This window comes from Vibrio crassostreae, from assembly GCF_024347415.1.
GTDB classification, from domain to species: domain Bacteria; phylum Pseudomonadota; class Gammaproteobacteria; order Enterobacterales; family Vibrionaceae; genus Vibrio; species Vibrio crassostreae.
On sequence record NZ_AP025477.1, the window covers coordinates 567,834 to 587,364 of the forward strand.

At 43.4% G+C, this 19,531-nt stretch carries 18 protein-coding genes; 11 read left to right on the forward strand and 7 right to left on the reverse strand.

Annotated elements, in window-relative coordinates; all coding sequences use genetic code 11:
* The first annotated feature begins 11 nt into the window (after nt 1-11).
* From OC193_RS18195 to OC193_RS18220, 6 genes are all read left to right on the forward strand, one after another.
* Complete coding sequence (locus tag OC193_RS18195; RefSeq protein ID WP_048660247.1) at nt 12-836, forward strand: hypothetical protein; 825 nt, start codon at nt 12-14, stop codon at nt 834-836.
* A 296-nt stretch (nt 837-1,132) separates the two neighbouring features.
* Complete coding sequence (gene trpS / locus OC193_RS18200) at nt 1,133-2,155, forward strand: tryptophan--tRNA ligase (protein ID WP_048660246.1); 1,023 nt, start codon at nt 1,133-1,135, stop codon at nt 2,153-2,155.
* Between the two features lie 175 nt (nt 2,156-2,330).
* Entirely contained in the window at nt 2,331-2,714 is a 384-nt protein-coding gene (locus OC193_RS18205) for a VOC family protein (protein ID WP_048660245.1), read from the forward strand.
* 131 nt (nt 2,715-2,845) lie between these two features.
* Complete coding sequence (locus tag OC193_RS18210; RefSeq protein ID WP_048663501.1) at nt 2,846-3,325, forward strand: putative periplasmic lipoprotein; 480 nt, start codon at nt 2,846-2,848, stop codon at nt 3,323-3,325.
* 359 nt (nt 3,326-3,684) lie between these two features.
* On the forward strand, nt 3,685-4,545 hold the full coding sequence (locus OC193_RS18215) for a delta-class carbonic anhydrase (RefSeq protein ID WP_048663502.1): 861 nt from the start codon (nt 3,685-3,687) through the stop codon (nt 4,543-4,545).
* Nucleotides 4,546-4,824: 279 nt separating this feature from the next.
* Nucleotides 4,825-5,451, forward strand: a complete 627-nt coding sequence (locus tag OC193_RS18220; protein WP_048660241.1) for a LysE family translocator — start codon at nt 4,825-4,827, stop codon at nt 5,449-5,451.
* Between the two features lie 114 nt (nt 5,452-5,565).
* Here OC193_RS18220 and OC193_RS18225 read toward each other — a convergent pair whose 3' ends face one another.
* The gene (locus OC193_RS18225; protein WP_048663503.1) at nt 5,566-6,948 is read right to left on the reverse strand and encodes an MATE family efflux transporter; all 1,383 of its coding nucleotides are present in this window, start codon (nt 6,946-6,948) and stop codon (nt 5,566-5,568) included.
* Nucleotides 6,949-7,282: 334 nt separating this feature from the next.
* Between OC193_RS18225 and OC193_RS18230 the strand changes: the two genes are divergently transcribed.
* Both OC193_RS18230 and OC193_RS18235 read left to right on the forward strand, forming a co-directional pair.
* The gene (locus tag OC193_RS18230) at nt 7,283-7,795 is read left to right on the forward strand and encodes a hypothetical protein (protein WP_048663504.1); all 513 of its coding nucleotides are present in this window, start codon (nt 7,283-7,285) and stop codon (nt 7,793-7,795) included.
* A gap of 151 nt (nt 7,796-7,946) precedes the next feature.
* Nucleotides 7,947-8,480: a hypothetical protein gene (locus tag OC193_RS18235; RefSeq protein WP_123924966.1), complete on the forward strand. Its 534-nt coding sequence runs from the start codon at nt 7,947-7,949 to the stop codon at nt 8,478-8,480.
* Between the two features lie 91 nt (nt 8,481-8,571).
* Here OC193_RS18235 and OC193_RS18240 read toward each other — a convergent pair whose 3' ends face one another.
* The 4 genes from OC193_RS18240 to OC193_RS18255 form a co-directional block, all read right to left on the reverse strand.
* Complete coding sequence (locus tag OC193_RS18240; protein WP_155410747.1) at nt 8,572-8,709, reverse strand: hypothetical protein; 138 nt, start codon at nt 8,707-8,709, stop codon at nt 8,572-8,574.
* 649 nt (nt 8,710-9,358) lie between these two features.
* On the reverse strand, nt 9,359-12,238 hold the full coding sequence (gene gcvP / locus OC193_RS18245) for an aminomethyl-transferring glycine dehydrogenase (RefSeq protein ID WP_048663506.1): 2,880 nt from the start codon (nt 12,236-12,238) through the stop codon (nt 9,359-9,361).
* An 89-nt stretch (nt 12,239-12,327) separates the two neighbouring features.
* On the reverse strand, nt 12,328-12,708 hold the full coding sequence (gene gcvH, locus OC193_RS18250; RefSeq protein WP_017105929.1) for a glycine cleavage system protein GcvH: 381 nt from the start codon (nt 12,706-12,708) through the stop codon (nt 12,328-12,330).
* Between the two features lie 51 nt (nt 12,709-12,759).
* Nucleotides 12,760-14,052, reverse strand: coding sequence for a serine hydroxymethyltransferase (locus OC193_RS18255; RefSeq protein ID WP_048663507.1), 1,293 nt, complete (start codon nt 14,050-14,052; stop codon nt 12,760-12,762).
* 441 nt (nt 14,053-14,493) lie between these two features.
* Here OC193_RS18255 and OC193_RS18260 point away from each other — a divergent pair, with 441 nt between their 5' ends.
* Complete coding sequence (locus OC193_RS18260; protein ID WP_017064652.1) at nt 14,494-15,117, forward strand: helix-turn-helix domain-containing protein; 624 nt, start codon at nt 14,494-14,496, stop codon at nt 15,115-15,117.
* Nucleotides 15,118-15,564: 447 nt separating this feature from the next.
* Complete coding sequence (gcvT, locus tag OC193_RS18265; protein ID WP_048663508.1) at nt 15,565-16,698, forward strand: glycine cleavage system aminomethyltransferase GcvT; 1,134 nt, start codon at nt 15,565-15,567, stop codon at nt 16,696-16,698.
* Nucleotides 16,699-16,789: 91 nt separating this feature from the next.
* On the opposite strand, the gene OC193_RS18270 is transcribed toward gcvT, so the two are convergent.
* A complete protein-coding gene (locus tag OC193_RS18270) occupies nt 16,790-17,632 on the reverse strand; it encodes an IS3 family transposase (RefSeq protein WP_123961588.1) in 843 nt (280 codons plus the stop codon).
* Complete coding sequence (locus OC193_RS18275; RefSeq protein ID WP_048662683.1) at nt 17,629-18,138, reverse strand: helix-turn-helix domain-containing protein; 510 nt, start codon at nt 18,136-18,138, stop codon at nt 17,629-17,631. The genes OC193_RS18270 and OC193_RS18275 overlap by 4 nt, the downstream gene beginning before the upstream one ends.
* A gap of 268 nt (nt 18,139-18,406) precedes the next feature.
* On the opposite strand from OC193_RS18275, the gene OC193_RS18280 reads away from it, so the two are divergent.
* On the forward strand, nt 18,407-19,468 hold the full coding sequence (locus OC193_RS18280) for a S1 family peptidase (protein WP_048662018.1): 1,062 nt from the start codon (nt 18,407-18,409) through the stop codon (nt 19,466-19,468).
* The last annotated feature ends 63 nt before the right edge of the window (nt 19,469-19,531 follow it).

The window sequence follows — 19,531 nt, forward strand, 5'->3', positions numbered from 1 at the left end:
GGGATAGAGTGATGCAAGCAGATAAAATGATTCAATCTGATAAAGAAGTAGAAACGCTACAGCCAAATACACTAAGTCCAAATACACCAGAAAAACTCTTACAGCGTTTAGATGCGATTGGGGAATCTTTGAAAGCTTCTGGTAAGGCGCATGCTTTATTAGGGCTAGGTTCTGTTGGCATTGAAACGGAGCGATTGGATCGATATTCCGACGTGGATTTCTTCGCAATAGTGCAAACGGGGCACAAGCAATATTTCTTAGACAGCTTGCATTGGTTATCTGACATTCTTCCAATCGACTATGCCATAAGGAACACCATCGATGGCTACAAAGTACTTTATGCCGATGGAATATTCTGTGAGTTTGCGGTATTCGAACCACACGAATTAGCGCATATTCCATTTGCTGAAGGTCGCATTGTTTGGCAGGAAGCCGACTTTGATACTCAGTGTTGTATTCCACCACAAAAGACAGCGGTAGAGGCTAATTCCCAAGACTGGATCATAGGTGAAGCTCTCACCAATCTTTACGTGGGTATGTCTCGCTATAACCGAGGTGAAAAGCTGTCGGGCAGTCGGTTCGTCCAATCTTACGCACTCGATCGTTTGATCGATCTTGTGGATCAAACGGAAAGCTCACAACCTGAATTCGTCGATGAGTTTATGTCTGATAGAAGGCTAGAAGCGCGCTTCCCTAAGTTTGCTCAGTTACTGCCAACCTTTACTCAAGGCTACGAACGCACGGCGGAATCGGCTCTGGCACAGCTTGAATTTTTGAATGCTCACTTTAACGTCAATCAAGCGATGCGTTCTAGAATTATTGATTTATGTAATTAATACATTTACTTACGATATATCGCTTCAATGGTTTTTGTTTTAAAACGCATCGAAAACTGGTTTCGGTACGTTAGTTTTATTGTCTACCAATAAAAGGGTTGTCGTTAACCATTATTGTTGGTAGGTTTTAATAATGAAATTTACTTCCGCTTCAACGTCATTTTTCTTTTGGTGGTGCTCTATCTAGAGCAGCACGGAATACTCACATTCTTTAGCTGCTGGACGGTAGCTAAGAATGTCACTAAAAATGTCGCCTCTTTTTATCTCCAGTAGCCTTTTTAACTTGGAGATACATCATGAAAACACCTCAAAGCACGAACAAACCGGAAATTATTCTCACTGGCGACCGAGCGACTGGCCCTTTGCATTTGGGGCATTACGTAGGCTCACTTCAGCAGAGGACTTCATTGCAGCATATTCACGACCAAACGATATTGGTCGCTGACATGCAAGGGCTTACCGACAACGCTCATAATCCCTCAAAGGTCTCATCTAACATCCTCAACGTTGTTGCTGATTATCTAGCGGTAGGTATCGACCCAACAAAAACCACGATCTGCCTCCAATCACAATTGCCAGCACTGGCTGAACTCACCATGTTCTATAGCAACCTTGTGTCTATTGCCCGTTTGGAACGCAACCCAACCGTTAAAAGTGAAATTCAAAACAAGGAGTTTGGTCGCTCAATTCCAGCTGGTTTTCTGACTTATCCGATTTCACAGGCGGCTGATATCACGGCGTTTAACGCGACCTTGATTCCTGTGGGTGACGACCAATTGCCAATGCTAGAACAGACGAACGAGATCGTGAGAAAAGTTAACTCGCTCGCGGGTAAACCAATCTTGAATGAGTGCAAACCGCTGCTTAGTAATGCTTCTCGTCTTCCGAGTACCGACGGTAAGAACAAGATGTCTAAATCGATGGGTAATGCGATTAATCTTGGCGCGAGCGAGAAAGAGATTCGTGCGGCTGTGAAATCGATGTATACCGATCCAAATCATCTACGAATCGAAGATCCGGGCCAAGTTGAAGGGAACATCGTTTTCACCTATCTCGATGCATTCCATACTGACGCTCAGTACGTCAATGAACTAAAAGATCACTATCGCAGAGGCGGGTTAGGGGATGGCCAAACTAAGAAGGTATTGGAAGAGTGTCTACAAGAGATGATTCGCCCGATAAGAGCACGCAGAGCCGAACTGTTGGATGACAAAGCGCAACTCATCGATATCTTACGCCAAGGCACGCAGCTATCGAGAGAAAGAACAGAAACCGTGTTGTTTGATGTTAAAGAGCTATTTGGTCTGAACATCTTGTAAGCCTTCTGATGAATTTAAAAAGGGAGTGCAATCAGTGCTCTCTTTAATCACTAAAGTGAGAAGTAGGGCTGCTTGCTTATCTTGTGTTAGCACGTCCGACATTAGAGTATGTGGCTTAGCCTCATTCGGCATTCAGCACGCAATATTCAGTATCGACAACACAAGGATGATTAATTTGGAAATCAGTCATTTAGATCACTTGGTATTAACCGTTAAAGATATAGAGATAACGGTAGATTTCTATCAGCGCGTATTGGGTATGAAGCCTATCCAATTCGGAGAAGGTCGCCTAGCGTTGTCATTTGGTAATCAAAAGATAAACCTTCACCAGTTAGGTCATGAGTTCGAACCAAAAGCAAAGCGCGTGCAAGCGGGTAGTGCTGACCTTTGTTTTATTACCAATACACCAATGATTGAGGTAATCGAACATACCAAAGCGAACGGAATAGACATAGAAGAGGGACCAGTGCTGCGAACGGGTGCGACGGGTAAAATTGTCTCTGCTTATATTCGAGATCCTGATGGCAACCTGATTGAGCTCTCGAATTATTTGCCTTAAGCACTAAACCCGTACGCATTTCTTTACTCTTCAAGAACGCGACTTTTCACGCATACTCCGCTTATCACTGGATGTCATCAGCCAAATAAAATACAATCGAACAATGTTTTATTAATTCGTGATTTATCATTATGATGAGAAACTTACTCATATTCATCGTTAGCCTGTTTTTCTTAACAGCTTGTTCTTCAACGAGTAATCATCAACTAGACGACGAGACATTGAGCAATGAAGATACTATGTCGAAAAGCGTAGAGGGAAAGAGTAGCCTCGAGACTTCAAAGGATACAAATGCTGAGACCAGCGTTGAATCTTCGCATGAATCAATCGTTAATCATCAACCACTCACTAACCATGAATTAAACCCAAACCTTGATTCAAATAAGGACTCGATAGTTCACGCTAATGCAGAGCCAGAATCAGGCGAACCTTCTCAAGTAGCAGCGACAGAAACATCTGAAAGCGATGCTAAGAGTGGCGGTGAAAAAGGCATCGGAAGCTATTTTATTCGTCATAACCAACCGACTAAGACCGTGATCAAATCACTAGAAGGTGTGACAGATGCATTGAACGTCATGACGTTTGGGATATTTGCCACCGGTCACGGTTAAACAAGTAAGCAATAGCGCACTCGAAAGATTGAATGAAGCGAAGAAGGCGAGCCACGTGGTTCGTCTTTTTTAAATCTGAAACTTACTATTAGTTCTGGTTATAGCTGTTGTTTGCTTGTTTGTCGGCTTGAGTCAAGAGACAGTCAGCGAAGTAGGTATTTATTTGTTCTGGAATGGACTAGCCGTATTTACCGTGTTTGACTTGTTATATGCATCAAGGATTTTAATACTCTTCCCAAAATAAACCGTGAAATCTAATCTTACAAAGACAATGTCTAATATTCACTCGAGAGCATAGTAGTATGTTTGCGGTGAAATCCGGTATTTAGGTTTTGTTATCAATATTCTAGGGAAGAGATATGAAGAATAAGAGTGTATTTTTAAGCGTCGCGATGGCTATGTTGGCGGCTCAAGCGAACGCATCTGACGCGAACCATGAGTCTGTAGCAGACAGTGTTATCGCTGAACAAAGAGCGAACCTGTCTGAAAACACGCAAGGTAAAGGTTTCGGCCCGCAAGCCCCTCGTGATTTGGATTCTTTACAGGGAACCAACGCTCGTCTGTTTTCCGATGCGCCAGATTCAACAGCCATGAACTTATGTAATATTCACTTCCATAAAAACGCTGAGCACAAAGGGGGTGAGTTTACCCAATACGCTGGTAACGGTGATGGCAAAGGTTTCCAGAGTGGCTTTAAATACACAGGCAAGTTGAGTGAGGCTGAGCTGAAACCATTTGAGGGCAAGGTTTGTCCGAGCGAGCATGGTTCTTTGCATTCAGGCGACACTATCGAAGTGCATTATGTGTACTCAACCGCTCAAGTTGAACCGGGTGAAACCCTTGGTGCTTGTTTCAACGATGCGATTACCAATCCGCAACTGCGTGTTGAAACCCAAGTTTATGTGTTAGTGAATGATGACAAGGCTCTCGACTTCGAAGCACTCGCTAAGCACTCTAAAGTCAACGGTTTGCATCAAGCACCCAACATTCCACAAGATACTGGCTCAGCGATTCAATACGCAGGTTCTACAACGGGTCCAGGTTACAATGAGCAAGGTTCGCCTTTCCAAGTTACATGGAGCGTGAGACCCCAAGTGGCGAAAGTAAATATCGCGACGGTTGGCAATTGGTGTGAAGGAAACGACTTTAATGAAGATCACGCACATGGTGTGAGAAACATAGTTGTAAACCCAGAGTTGTTGTCACCAATAGCGAAGTAATCTTGTTGCGTTGATTTGTAGCCAATATTTTGCAGAGGCGAGCCACTAGGTTCGCCTTTTTTGTGTCTTATCGAAAAACACGTTGGGTTTAGCTTTAGGGGCATGCCTCGTGGGGAAATTACGTGTGACACTTATTCAAAACATGAGTCGTGTGAATCGTTCTTAGTTAAAAACGCTGTTAGTCAAAAACGCTCTTAGACAAAAACGTTCTTTACCCGAATCGGGGCTCCATGATACGTTCGAAAATTATAATGTTGAATGATATTTGAGGGACGGCAGATGTCACTAGAAGGCGCAGTTACATTCTTTATTGCCATGTTTATATTTGGTATTACTCCGGGGCCTGGCGTATTTGCCATTTTAGCTCGTGGCATGGTTAATGGTTGGCGAAAGTGCATCACTCTTTCGTTAGGAATGATATGCAGTGATCTTATCTATCTTGCGCTTGCCTGTTTTGGTCTAGCGACGATTGCTGAGAACTGGTCGTTTGCTTTTGAGGTGATTCGTTACGTTGGTGCCGCTTATCTGATTTACTTGGGCTACAAGATGTTTAAGAGCCTACCTGAAGTGCAAGGTTCGGCAGAGCTCGCAGCCAAGCAAAGTCAGAAATCAGAACTCGCCAGTTTCGCGCAAGGCTTTTTGATTTCAGCATCAAATCCGAAAGTGATTCTGTTCTATATTTCATTCTTGCCGACGTTCATTGACCTGACGGTTTTGCAGTCGCAGGATATCATATTGGTTTCTGTTTTAGCGGCGGTTGCTCTGATGTCTGGTTTAATGCTAATTGCAATGGGCGCGGGCAGAATGGCAAGTTTACTTAAAACGCCAAGTGCGCATAAAAGATTAAATCAAAGTGCTGGTGGAATAATGATTGCGGCTGGCTCATATTTGGCGATAAACAGATAAACAGATAAACAGATAAACAGATAAATAGATAAACACAGTTCAATTTAGATAAAAAAAGCGCGTTATTGCCGAGTAGCAGTAACGCGCTTTTTTGTATTAGATTATTGGTCTATCTTAGTTTGCTAATGCAGCATCTGCTGGTGGCAAGTCACGCTGCTTAATCACGTATCGCAAGCGAATTAACATCAGCGTCGCTGAAACGCTCAAGCCCGTCAGAATACCTATCCAAAAGCCTTCTTCACCCATTGCAGGAACAATGTGGTCTGTTAAGCCCAACACCATACCCAGTGGTAATGCTAAGCCCCAGTATGAAGCGATGGCTAAGATCATTGGGATCTTGGTATCTTTATAACCACGTAATGCACCGTTAGCAGACGTTTGTAACGCATCGCTGAACTGGTACATCGCAGTAAAGGTCAACAATACTGCTGCCGTTGCACTTATCGCAGGGTCGGTGGTGTAAAGTCTAATGATCCACTCAGGGAACAGCAGGAACATCGCAACTGAAAGTAATGAAATCAATGCGGCAACCCAAATGCCGACTTTGCTGCGTTCAATTGCGCCTAGTTCGTCTTTCTCGCCTAATGCATGTCCAACACGAATAGTAATGCCAAACGAGATACTCATCGGAATCACGTAAGTTAGGCTCGATATGTTAAGTGCAATTTGTGCGGCTGCCACGTTCTCAGCACCAATACGGCCAATCATCAGAGCGATTACCGCAAAGATACTGCCACACACCGCGATGTTCATCCCGATAGGTAAACCTAATCTTAGGAGGTGAAGCATCTCTTTTGCTTTTGGTTTTGCATCGGCAAAGCTGATAATGGTCTTGTAGTGATGATGACCTTTGATGTAGGAATACAGCATTCCCGACATTAGCCAATACACCAAGCTTGTCGCCCAACCACAACCTACAGCGCCCATTTCAGGGAAGCCGAACTTACCGTAGATAAGCACGTAGTTGACCGGAATATTTACCAACAAACCAACCATAGAAATGATCATTGGCACTTTGGTGTTGTTCATACCCTCACAGAAGCCATTCAAGGTGTAAAATAGGGCAATACCCGGCACACCAAAGGCGAGGGCGAACGCATAATCACTGCCGATAGGGATAATCTCAGCAGCTACCCCAATCCATTCTAAAATCGGTTTAGCACTCACCAAATAAGCGATAAGCAGCACACTCGCGATTAATGCCAACCAAACCATCTGGAAGAATTCAACAGAAATACTTTGAAAGTCACGTGCGCCGCGGTGGTAAGCGACAACAGGCGTTAGCGCCATAATTACACCACGTAGCAACAACAACACTGGAATCCAAAGGCTAGTGCCAAGTGCAATAGCAGCAAGATCGGCAGGGCTTACTTGGCCAGCCATTGTCGTATCGACAAATCCCATCGCTTGGGTAGCTATTTGAGTCAAAATGATTGGAATCGAAAGATGCATAAGCGCACCCGATTCACGAGTAAAAGGACGAAGTTTCGTTAGCATGGAAGTTCACAACACCAATATAAATACACGAATGATGGCAGGATGGCCGGTGTGTATTTTAGGATGTGCCCCGTTGGGCGGGCGACAATATAAACACCTTACCGTATAGGGTCAAGCTTTGGATTTATAGAGTTTCACTTGCTCCGAGATACGGATAGGTTCTGATGGTAAAAACACAGCGCCAACGCACGTAAGTTAATGATTTAGTGGGAATCATTCGAGAAAGATAAATTCTATATTTGCCACGCTAATCACTAAGCTAACGGTATAAGTGATTGTTATGAAAAGACAAAGGCTAGTACAATTGATGGCATAATAAACTAGATAGAAAACTTTGTATTTATATGCGGGATTTTTCTTTCTAAGAACTGTTATAACGCAGTTGAGTTCATCAGCAAGAGGTAGTATAGATATTCAAATTTTAGTAACTGTCCTATCGGGTGTAAGTGTTTTTATTTTTGGGCAAATAGTACTAAAGCTCTTTATTGAACCCGTTGTTACTCTAAAGGCTACATTTGGTGAAATTTCAGGGTTGTTTCTACGAGAGCAACCAAAAATAATTGGCGCAGTCGCTAAAAGTGAAACTCGTGAGGATATGTTTAGGTTCGCTTCATTGTTGTTGGCGCAAAAGAGTGCAATTCCTTTATATTGCTTTACTCGTTTGTTGTTTGGTTTGCCTAGTGAGAAGGCATTGGTATCGGCAGCTTGTTCGTTGAATCTTTTAGGCTCAATAACTAACGAGAAAGCGCTTGATATTGCGGGTAAAAATAAGTACAAGTTTGTGCTCGAATCAATGAAAAACATATCTAATAAGCTAAAAATCATCACTGATTACACAACGTTATAACAAGTTATTTAAGAGTGATTCACCACGCTTGGTATTCTTGGTTTAAGTCTAGTTCGGCGTTTACGGCGTCCAAATAAAGTGTAGTGTTGGTGTGGCGTCACCTTAATTGGAGGTGATGAGTTTTAGCAAGGTACAGCACTTTGAGGTAAGAATGAAAGAAGTCTTCACAATTGTAGCATCTAGTAGCGTCTTGCTTGGGTTGATAGCGTATTTAATCAAATCTGTAGTCAAACAATACCTAGACAAAGATTTGAAGGTTCATGAAGCTCAATTACAAGCAAAAGCTGAGTTGCAACTTACTAAGTTCAAAGATGATCTTGAAAGAGATAGAACAAGGGTTCAAATCTCCTATAGTGGTATATTTGAGCGACAAGCTAATGTCATTATTGAACTTTATAGCAAAGTTATAGCACTAGAAGGGCGATTGAATGACGGTATCTCAACCCCAGATACGAGAGAAGAATTTCATGATTTAGTGCTCCAGTTTCGCGCTTATTATCACGAAAATAGAATATTACTTCCCGAAATTCTTGATGGTCTAGCTGGTGAAATATTAGGATTTGCGATCAACATATATTCTGAATCATCGGGTGGGAAAGTACCACAAGATCTGTACTTTGCAATGAAGGATGCCAAAGACGAAGCCATTCGTAATATAAGGCGCCTTTTGTCCACAAACTCATAACAAACCACTATGGCGCCAACACCAATTTGGCGCTATCTATCTTGTCCATACCATCACTGCTTAGTTTCAAATCCAGTGCGATATAAGCCTCTCACTGCCACAAAGCCAGCAGAAAAACAAAAAGACCAATCCCAAGCGTGACTTTTAAAAGCAAGCCAAGAGGGGCCCCACCTTTTGGTGCTTTGTTGCAACATCCCATAATTGTTTCCTCATTCATCGTTGGATTCATTTCACCTTAAACCTTTCCCTTACGGTAAGGTCAATGCATTTGTTGACGTTGAATTTCAGAAAACAAAAAGGCGAACCGTTTGGTTCGCCTTTTGTTATGTTTTTCAGCTTAGCGTCGTGGTCAAAAGTCAACAATACAACGTAGACTGTTATTACCTAGCATTAGCTAGAAATAATATACCAGCTTTCAATATCTTTTCGTTAGAGCGAAAAGCATTCTTCTATGAACTTGTTTCTTAATTTACCAGCAAGTTACATTTCCCCACGCATCTTTGCTACATGTTTGAGTTTCGCTTGTTGGTGACGGATTGTTGTTACAACCAAATGTTGTATCACAGTGCCCTGCAAATACAGTGGTTGATGTAGATAGTAAGATTAGTGCGCATAGTTTTTTCATTTTGATTCTCTTTACTCTTAGCGTGAATTTTCCCATTGAACTATAAATCAACGATTTTAAAATAAAGGGTAGCGTCCTTTATTTGGAGTTTATAGTAATTTATTCGAAAATAAAAGAGGCTAGCTGTTTAGGTCAATAATTGCGGAACACTATCTTACGAATGTCTAGTTCAATGTATCAGTAAATACGATTTGTCTAAAAACAAAAAAGCGAACCAAGTGGTTCGCTTTTGTTTATCTAATATCTACAAAAATTAGTCTTCGTAGTTATCGATGCTTGGGCAAGAACAGATTAGGTTACGGTCGCCGTATACGTTGTCTACACGGTTAACTGTTGGCCAGTACTTCGAGTTCTTGGTTGCTTTCGATGGGAAGCAAGCCAGTTCGCGAGAGTAAGGGCGATCCCATTCTGCGCCTGAAAGGTCAACTTGCGTGTGCGGTGCGTTCACTAGAGGGTTGTTGTCTAGTGGCCATTCACCCGCTTTCACAGCTGCCATTTCGTGACGGATTGCGATCATCGCTTCACAGAAACGGTCTAGCTCTTCTAAATCTTCTGATTCCGTTGGCTCTACCATCAGTGTGCCAGCTACTGGGAAAGACATAGTAGGCGCGTGGAAACCGAAGTCCATTAGACGCTTAGCAATATCTTCTTCGCTGATGCCTGTGTCTTCTTTAAGCGGACGAATATCGATAATACATTCGTGCGCTACGCGGCCGTTAGTGCCACGGTAAAGAACAGGGTAGTGAGGACGTAGTTTTTCCATCACGTAGTTCGCGTTTAGAATCGCTACTTTCGTTGCGTCTGTTAGGCCAGGTTCGCCCATCATTGCAATGTAAGCCCAAGAGATAGGTAGAATTGAAGCACTACCTAGATCTGCAGCTGATACCGCATAGTCAGAACCTTGTACACCGTTTTCGATGTGACCTGGTAGGAAAGGTGCTAGGTGCGATTTAACGCCGATAGGACCCATACCCGGACCGCCACCACCGTGTGGGATACAGAATGTTTTGTGTAGGTTCAAGTGAGATACGTCTGAACCGATGAAGCCAGGTGAAGTTAGACCTACTTGAGCGTTCATGTTCGCGCCGTCTAGGTAAACCTGACCGCCCGCTGCGTGTACTTGTTCACACACTTCTTTCACTTGCTCTTCGTATACGCCGTGCGTAGAAGGGTAAGTGATCATGATGCTTGATAGGTTTTCTTTGTGCTTCTCGATTTTTGCTGCTAGGTCTGTCATGTCGATGTTGCCATCTTCATCACACTTAACAACCACTACCTTCATTGAAACCATAGATGCTGTTGCAGGGTTAGTACCGTGCGCAGAGCTTGGAATCAGACAAACGTTACGGTGACCTTCACCGCGGCTTGCGTGGTAACGTTGAATCGCGATTAGACCTGCGTATTCACCAGATGCACCAGAGTTAGGCTGTAGTGAGAAATCGTCGTAACCGGTAATTTCACAAAGCTTCTCTTTAAGATCTTTCGCTAGCGCTGTGTAGCCCGCTGCTTGCTCTAGAGGTGCGAATGGGTGAATTGAACCAAACTCAGGCCATGTTACTGGGATCATCTCTGCAGCAGCGTTCAGCTTCATCGTACAGCTGCCCAGTGGGATCATGCCGTGCGTTAGTGAGAAGTCTTTGTTCTCAAGCTGTTTTAGGTAACGCATCATTTGCGTTTCGCTGTGGTGCGTATTGAATACTGGGTGAGTTAGGAACTCTGATTCACGACGGCAGTTTTCTGGAATTGCTGCAAACTCATTTGATGCAATGTCAGAAGATAGTGCTTGAACGTCTTCTTTCACGTCGAAGATTGCGAACAGTGCGTTCACGTCGTCGATCGTTGTTGTTTCATCTAAGCTGATACCGATCTTACCTTTAAGAAGGCGAAGGTTGATGTCTGCTGCTTGCGCTTTCGCGTACAGTGCATCAGTCTTCTCTTCAGAGTTGATGGTGATGGTATCGAAGAAGCTGTTGTTCGTTAGCTCGTAACCCGCTTTAGTCAGGCCAGCCGCTAGGATAGCTGTCATGTGGTGTGTACGACGAGCAATAGTACGTAGGCCTTCTGCCCCGTGGTAAACCGCGTAGAAAGACGCCATGTTTGCTAGAAGTGCTTGAGCTGTACAGATGTTTGATGTCGCTTTCTCGCGGCGGATGTGTTGCTCACGAGTTTGCATTGCCATACGTAGCGCTTGGTTACCGTGAGTATCGATAGAAACACCGATTACACGACCTGGCATTGTACGCTTATGCTTTTCACGAGTACCCATGAATGCAGCGTGTGGACCGCCGTAACCCATAGGAACACCGAAACGTTGTGCTGAACCGATTACTACGTCTGCGCCCATTTCGCCCGCAGGCTTAAGTAGAGCAGAAGCAAGTAGGTCAGTAGCAACTGTAACTAGTGTTTTGTTAGCTTGAGCTTTCGCAATGATATCTGTTAGATCACGAACTTCGCCTGTTGTGCCAGGGTATTGAACTAACGCACCAAATACGTCTTGCTCTGGAAGTGTTTCAAGAGCGCCAACCATGACTTCAAAGCCGATGTACTCAGCACGAGTTTTAACAACTTCTAGTGTTTGAGGGTGAACATCGTCAGCAACGAAGAATACTTTGCTCTTGCTTTTACCAGCACGCTTACACAGTGTCATCGCTTCGCCAGCCGCTGTCGCTTCATCAAGAAGAGACGCGTTCGCGATTTCCATGCCTGTAAGGTCCATTACCATTTGTTGGTAATTTAGTAGAGCTTCAAGACGACCTTGAGAGATCTCTGGTTGGTATGGTGTGTAAGCTGTGTACCAGCCTGGGTTCTCTAAAACGTTACGTAGAATAACGTTTGGAGTGAATGTGTTGTAGTAGCCTTGGCCAATGAAAGTACGTTTCACTTGGTTTAGGTTAGCGATCTCTTTAAGAGAGGTCAGCATGTCCATTTCGCTCAGTGGCGCAGCAAGTGTCATTGGTTTTTCAAGGCGGATTTGTGCAGGAACCGTTTCGTCGATCAGTGCTTCTAAGCTAGTCGCGTTGATCGCTTCAAGCATTTTTTGCTGGTCTGCTTTATTAGGGCCGTTATGACGAGCAACAAACTCGTTTTGAGTACCCAGGTCTTTCAGTAATTGGCTTTGAAGTAATTCAGTCATGATATGTTCTACTTTCTCTCTGGAGCCGTGAGCTAGCCCCTAAAATTAAGCTGCTCAAAAGAGCAGCTTTATCGTAATGAGGTTACCTATTAGTCTTCTTCGATAGAGCTTAGGTATTCTTCCGCATCCTTAAGGTTGTCTAGTTCAGACGCATCAGACATCTTCACTTTAACAATCCAACCACCTTCATAAGATTCTTCGTTAATTAACTCAGGGCTATCTTCTAATTCTTCGTTGATTTCTACGATTTCGCCAGAGATTGGTGCGTAGATATCAGAAGCTGCTTTCACTGATTCAACTAGAGAGAAGCTTTCGCCAGCTTCGATTTCGTCTCCAGTGTCAGGCAGGTCAACAAACACAACGTCACCTAGCATCTCTTGAGCGTGCTCAGAAATACCGATAGTTACAGTACCGTCACCGTTGTCTTTTACCCACTCGTGGCTGTCTGCAAACTTTAGTGTATTGTCCATTGCTTATTCTCCAAAAATTTATGAGGTTTTAATTTAAATCTTAAAAACGGTCTAACGGTAAAGAGGGAAGCGCTTGCAAAGCTCTTTAACTTGCTTGCGAACACGTTGCTCAACTTCAGCGTTGCCTTCAGGGCTTTCAACTAAGCCATCAAGTACATCGCCGATCCATTCACCGATAAGTTTGAATTCTTCAGTGCCAAAACCACGACTGGTTCCAGCTGGCGTACCTAAACGAATGCCAGAAGTAATCATAGGCTTCTCTGAATCGAATGGTATACCATTTTTGTTACATGTGATCCCTGCACGCTCTAATGCTTCTTCAGTTACGTTACCTTTCAAGCCCTTAGGACGAAGGTCAACCAGCATTAGGTGCGTGTCTGTTCCGCCAGTCACAATGTCACAACCGCGAGTTTGCAACACTTCAGCAAGAACTTTTGCGTTGTCGATCACTGAATCAATATAAGTATTAAATTCTGGGCCAAGTGCTTCGCCAAACGCCACTGCTTTAGCCGCGATTACGTGCATGAGTGGGCCGCCTTGTAGGCCAGGGAACACTGCAGAGTTGATCTTTTTGTTGATGTCTTCGTGGTTCGTCAGAATCATACCGCCGCGTGGGCCACGAAGGGTTTTGTGCGTTGTTGTAGTAACAACGTGTGCGTGTGGTAGAGGGCTAGGGTGAGCACCTGTCGCGATAAGACCCGCGATGTGTGCCATATCAACCATTAGGATTGCGCCAACTTCGTCAGCGATTTCACGGAACTTAGCGAAATCAATAATGCGTGGGATAGCACTACCACCAGCAATAATCATTTTAGGTTGGCTTTCGATCGCTAAAGCGCGAACTGCTTCGTAATCGATTTCAAGAGTGTCGCGGTCTACGCCGTATTGAACTGCGTTGAACCATTTACCAGACATTGCAGGACGTGCACCGTGTGTAAGGTGACCACCAGCGTCAAGAGACATACCTAGGATAGTATCGCCAGGTTGAAGTAGGGCAAGTTTAACTGCGCCGTTTGCTTGAGCGCCAGAGTGAGGCTGTACGTTTACGTATTCACATTTGAACAGCTGCTTAGCGCGTTCGATTGCGATAGCTTCTACTGTATCTACATGCTCACAACCACCGTAATAACGACGGCCTGGGTAGCCTTCAGCGTATTTGTTGGTTAGGCAAGTGCCTTGAGCTTGCATTACTGCTTTAGAAACGATGTTCTCAGAAGCAATAAGTTCGATTTGTTCGTTTTGACGAGTGTTCTCTGCTTGGATTCCAGCAAATACTGCGTCGTCAGTCGCAGATAGGTTCGTAGAGAAAAAACTGTCTAAGCTATGGTTTTGGTAAGCGTTCATTGTCGAGACCTTTCATTAAGCTAATGGTGATTGTTTTTATAGTCCATTAGGTCTTACGTTGATTTCTGCATCGGTATCGTTTGCGCTATATAGGTATAGATAAACGTGAATTGCGTTATAAATATACTCTTACAGCGTATAAGCGATCGTTGTAGGGTCAATGCAGCACGAATTGTTTCCCAAAAAGTTCGGGTAAAAAACAGCTCTTACAAATGTTAAATCTATCATTTGCTGCAAGCTGAAGTAGCATCTCTTCATCTAACAAGTCGATAACATAGCTCCGATAAAATCAATTTTCAACAAAAATTTCCAATAGGAAACAACTTTTCTCGTTTTGCTACAGGGAGCACGCTTTATTTCTGTGTGTGCTCTTTAATCAACAAAGCGCTTCATGCAACAATGAAATGAATAGACAGGAAGTAAGAAAATAATGAGGGACCTATGTCAGAAGACATTTATGATGAGTACCCATCTTTAACGTTGGCGAAAGAAACGTTAGACCAGAATATAGAACCACTTAGGCTAGGCCAGCGTATTAAAGATATCCGCGGCAAGCTTGGGATTACGTTAGAAGAAGCAAGCCAAAGAACTGGCTTGGCGCGTTCTACGCTCAGCAAAATCGAGAATGAACAAATCTCACCAACCTTTCAGGCTATGCAAAAACTGGCGATGGGTTTGCAAATTGATATGCCGCAACTCTTTGAGCCACCAAGGAAAAAAGTCGCAACAGGACGTCGCGACTTAACCAAAGCAGGTCAGGGCAAACCTCACCCTACACCGACTTATGAGCATGAACTACTTGCGACTGAGCTTTCTAATAAGAAGATGATGCCGTTCAAAAGCCGCGTAAGAGCGCGTACTTTTGAAGAATATAATGATTGGGTTCGTCACGATGGTGAAGAGTTCTTAATGATTATCTCTGGTGATGTGATGTTCTACTCAGAATTCTACGAACCCGTACCTATGAGTGAAGGGGATAGCATGTATTACGATGCCAATATGGGCCACATGTTGATTTCTACTAGTACAGAAGATGCACTGATTTTGTGGGTGACTGCAAAATAAGTTAACAAAATTAGAATTTCTTATAGTGAATGCAAACGTTTGCTTTTGTTTCTAACGTTTGCCAAATGACGCGATATTGATGTGAAAATCATCAATATCGCGTTTTTGTATGTATCGAATAATTGTTTTTAAATTGTTAAATGTCACATTTTGAGCTGTTTTAATCTTGTTAAGGGTGTAAAACTGACTCAGGCTTGTTTACTATAGTGAACACGGTTTACTCATGTTGATTGAAGTTTACTGAAGTGAATTCTTAGAAAGTGAGTTGTAGAGCTTTTGTACAGCTATCTATTTTTATAACGCTAACTATATAAGCCTATATAAAAGACATCACTTTTTACTATCTACTGTTTCTAATGCTGAGACCTAGCGTTAGAAGCGACTCTAAATAGAGATATAAGCGGCAGATTCGATTTGGAAAGCCTGCAACGCTTCATGGAGAATAAAATGACTCAAGAACACGCTAATCAAGACCTACTAAAAACACCACTGCACGCACTTCACGTTGAAGAAGGCGCAAAGATGGTTCCTTTCGCTGGCTACGACATGCCAGTTCAGTACCCACTAGGTGTAAAGAAAGAGCACTTACACACTCGTGATGCTGCCGGTCTTTTTGATGTTTCTCACATGGGGCAACTTCGTCTTCATGGCGCGAACGCAGCTGCTGTCTTAGAATCTTTGGTTCCTGTAGATATTATTGACCTTCCTTCTGGTAAGCAGCGCTATGCGTTCTTTACTAACGAGCAGGGCGGCATTATGGATGACCTGATGGTTGCTAACCTAGGCGATCACCTGTTTGTTGTTGTGAACGCTGCATGTAAGACACAAGATATCGACCATCTAACTGCGCACCTTCCGGCTGACGTAGAAATGGAAGTGATTGATGATCGCGCTTTGTTAGCACTTCAAGGCCCTAAAGCGTCTGAAGTTTTAGCTCGTTTCCAACCAAGCGTTGCTGACATGCTGTTCATGGACGTTCAAAAAGTTGATATCGACGGCGTTGAATGCATCGTGAGCCGCAGTGGTTACACGGGTGAAGATGGTTACGAGATCTCAGTACCGAACGATCACGCAGAAGCACTAGCGCGTAAGCTAACTGCAGAAGCTGAAGTTGAGTGGATTGGCCTTGGCGCACGTGATTCACTTCGTCTTGAGTGTGGCCTATGTCTATACGGTCACGACTTAGATACAACAACGACTCCAGTAGAAGCTAGCCTTCTATGGGGCATCCAAAAAGTTCGTCGTACTGATGGTGAACGTGCAGGCGGTTTCCCTGGTGCTGATATCATCCTAGAGCAAATCGCGACTAAAGACGTTCAACGTAAGCGTGTTGGTCTAGTAGGCCAAACTAAAGCTCCAGTTCGTGAAGGCGCTGAGTTGTTCGATGCTGAAGACAACAAGATTGGCGTTGTAACAAGTGGTACAGCGGGTCCTAACGCTGGCAAGCCTGTTTCTATGGCGTACGTTCGTACAGACCTAGCAGCAATTGGCACTGAAGTATTCGCTGACGTTCGTGGCAAGAAGCTACCAATGACAGTAGAAAAAATGCCATTCGTACCTCAACGTTACTACCGTGGCTAACCTCTTTTAAGAGAAACCACCAAGCTTAACCAAAAGCCTATTGTTTACTTCTCTGTATTGTGAAGTGACCCCGTAAAGTTGGACATTTCTGTTAAGCGGCTTTCAAGGCCTGAGTTCGATATTCTATCGGAGTCAGGCCTTTTAGTTTCACTTTTATACGTTTGGTATTGTAGTACTCGATGTATTCTTTAATTTGCTCTATCAGAGCATCTGCATCTTCAAAGCTTTGGTTGTGATACATCTCTGTTTTGAGTAAAGCAAAAAAGTTTTCAGCAACCGCATTATCCAAGCAGTTACCTTTTCTCGACATGCTTTGCGTTAACCCACTCTCCGCTACCTTTTTCTGATACTGTCGATGGCGATATTGCCAACCTTGATCGCTGTGTATAATTGGCTTTGAGTTGGGTTTCAGCTTTGATATAGCCTCCGTCAGCATATCCGTGACAAGCGGCAAGCAGGCATTTTGGGCCACTCTATAAGCAACCACTTCCTGAGTAAACAAGTCGACAATGGGAGACAAGTATACTTTCTGCTCTTTGACTTTGAACTCCGTGACATCAGTTACCCACTTTTCGTCGGGTTGAGTCGCACTAAAATCTCTTTCAAGCACGTTGGGAGCTGCTGTTCCAGACTCTCCTCGGTATGAACGATACTTTTTAATCCTGACTGTCGATTTAAGGTTCAGCTGAGCCATAAGTCTTTGAACCGTTTTGTGATTAAGCACGACCCCCTGATTTTTTAGTTCCAAGTGAATACGGCGGTAGCCGTATCGACCCTTATGTTCATGATAAATTGACTTTATCAACCGCAGCTCACGTTCGTAGCTATTTGGGCGCTTGCTCGTTTGAGCCTGATAATAAAAGACACTTTTTGCCAGCTGTAGAGTGTGCAGTAAGTGCTTTAGTGGGTACTTGCCTTTAAGAGTTAGAGCTATGACCGCTTTTTCTTTGTTCGACGGTTTTTTTCCTGCTCCAACTCTTCCAACTTTTTTAGAACGGCATTCTCGGTTCGTAAGTAGACCAACTCCTCTTTTAGCTCCTCAAGCGTCATTTCATTATCAGGCTTAGTGGTACGTTGAGGTTGCTGTTTCATTGAGGGTCTTCCTTTCTGGCGCATTTTGAGCCCTTTGATACCCAGCTCATTAAATCGTTTGAGCCAGACAGAGAGTATCCCAGGGGATGAGAGGTTTAATACAGCGCTAGTGTGCGTGAGAGACCATTCATTCGTCCACATTAAATTCAATGCTTTTCGCTTTGTCTGAGCAGAGGCAGCATGCTTAGTTGGTAAAAATGAATCAGTACCATGGATGGCAAAGACTTGAGCCCAATACCGTATCTGTCTTGAAGAGATTGAATATTGTTTTGCTAAGCAGAGAGATGACGTGCCATCTAAATATTGCTTAGCAATGATACATTTTAGCTCTCGGCTATATTTGGACATAAAAAGACCCCCAATAATTGGTGTCCAACTATTGGGGGTCAGTTCATTGAGGGATTTAGCAGTAGGCTTTTTTGTTTTTTGTTTTTTGTTTTTTGGCGCGTATTGATTTAATGAGTGACCATCAAGAACCGTTACTTTGAAATTGGTTTATAAAATGAGAGATGTGGCCATATCGTTACAAATACTTACTATACTGTTGGTTGTGACGTGTTATGGTGGCGATTCATCATTTTTGTAAATAAGTAGTAGGGGTTACAAGGAGTTATCTATGAATGAGAACCATACTATGAGTCCGGTTCGTAAGACCGTTCTTGGGCTTTTAGCGCCATTAATCTATACATCAAGTGTTATGGCGACAGAAAACTCGGTCGAAACTTCTCCTGACGCGAGCGTAACACCTTATATTGTGAATGGTAGTGATGCTTCAGTGACGGAATTCCCTTCCATGGCGAGTTTGTTCATTGATCGTATTGATTATGATGGTGTTTACTCAACAGGCCCTTATTGCGGCGCAACCATTTTAGACCCGACCCACATTCTAACCGCAGCGCACTGTATTTACGGTAACGAAGAAGGTCAATTGTTTACTACTGTTGTCCCTCAACTTGAAGATTCGTCTCAATTTCCTAACGGTAACATTCAAAAAGCACGTGTATCCGAAGTTTACTATCGCAGTGATTATTCAAATGCGTTGAGCGACCTATTACGCAATGACGTTGCTATACTTAAGTTAGAAAGCGCACTGAATGTCGACTCAATCAATGATGTTGTTAAGCGTCCTTCAAACGATGATTATCGAATTGGTGTTAATGACTTCGTTGCTGTTGGCCATGGCGATACACGTTCAGGTTTTGACAGTACGACCTTATTGCAAAAAGCATCTCTTAATTATGTAGACAATGCGACTTGTGCAACTGCTTTTATTGATGGCTCGGCTTTAACTGATAATCAAATATGTTTTAACGGTGATTACAGCGCATTTACCGGGCTTTTTAATGGTACTTGTCAAGGTGACTCTGGTGGTCCAATCTATTGGAAAGATGGTACTGACTATAGACAGGTTGGTATCACTAGCTTTGGGCCAGACACATGTGGTGGAAACTCTACGGTGACATCTGTATTTACTGAAATCCTTGACTATAAAGTCTGGATTGATAGCGTAATTGCTGGAACTGAAACCGCTAAATTTGTTTCTACTGACGCTAAGCGAACAGCTTATGTGAATGCGCGAACTTCATCTGGCTCTGGCAGCAGCGGAGGTAGTGTTTCATTTGGTTTGCTAGGTATGCTGATGTTGATTGCTAGTGTTAGAAAAGCAGTTAAACGTTAGAACTTCAAAATGTTAGAACAAGTCGACGCTTTATCTAACGATAGCGTCGACTTTTACTTTTAC

Excerpts from the sequence above, each read along its gene's own strand:
- OC193_RS18260 (WP_017064652.1), top strand. The coding sequence starts at position 14,494 with ATGTCAGAAGACATTTATGATGAGTACCCATCTTTAACGTTGGCGAAA.
- OC193_RS18195 (WP_048660247.1), top strand. The coding sequence starts at position 12 with ATGCAAGCAGATAAAATGATTCAATCTGATAAAGAAGTAGAAACGCTA.
- OC193_RS18220 (WP_048660241.1), top strand. The coding sequence starts at position 4,825 with ATGTCACTAGAAGGCGCAGTTACATTCTTTATTGCCATGTTTATATTT.
- gcvH (WP_017105929.1), bottom strand. The coding sequence starts at position 12,708 with ATGGACAATACACTAAAGTTTGCAGACAGCCACGAGTGGGTAAAAGAC.
- OC193_RS18255 (WP_048663507.1), bottom strand. The coding sequence starts at position 14,052 with ATGAACGCTTACCAAAACCATAGCTTAGACAGTTTTTTCTCTACGAAC.
- OC193_RS18280 (WP_048662018.1), top strand. The coding sequence starts at position 18,407 with ATGAATGAGAACCATACTATGAGTCCGGTTCGTAAGACCGTTCTTGGG.
- OC193_RS18275 (WP_048662683.1), bottom strand. The coding sequence starts at position 18,138 with ATGTCCAAATATAGCCGAGAGCTAAAATGTATCATTGCTAAGCAATAT.
- OC193_RS18215 (WP_048663502.1), top strand. The coding sequence starts at position 3,685 with ATGAAGAATAAGAGTGTATTTTTAAGCGTCGCGATGGCTATGTTGGCG.
- OC193_RS18235 (WP_123924966.1), top strand. The coding sequence starts at position 7,947 with ATGAAAGAAGTCTTCACAATTGTAGCATCTAGTAGCGTCTTGCTTGGG.
- OC193_RS18240 (WP_155410747.1), bottom strand. The coding sequence starts at position 8,709 with ATGAATCCAACGATGAATGAGGAAACAATTATGGGATGTTGCAACAAA.
- trpS (WP_048660246.1), top strand. The coding sequence starts at position 1,133 with ATGAAAACACCTCAAAGCACGAACAAACCGGAAATTATTCTCACTGGC.
- OC193_RS18225 (WP_048663503.1), bottom strand. The coding sequence starts at position 6,948 with ATGCTAACGAAACTTCGTCCTTTTACTCGTGAATCGGGTGCGCTTATG.
- gcvT (WP_048663508.1), top strand. The coding sequence starts at position 15,565 with ATGACTCAAGAACACGCTAATCAAGACCTACTAAAAACACCACTGCAC.
- gcvP (WP_048663506.1), bottom strand. The coding sequence starts at position 12,238 with ATGACTGAATTACTTCAAAGCCAATTACTGAAAGACCTGGGTACTCAA.
- OC193_RS18210 (WP_048663501.1), top strand. The coding sequence starts at position 2,846 with ATGATGAGAAACTTACTCATATTCATCGTTAGCCTGTTTTTCTTAACA.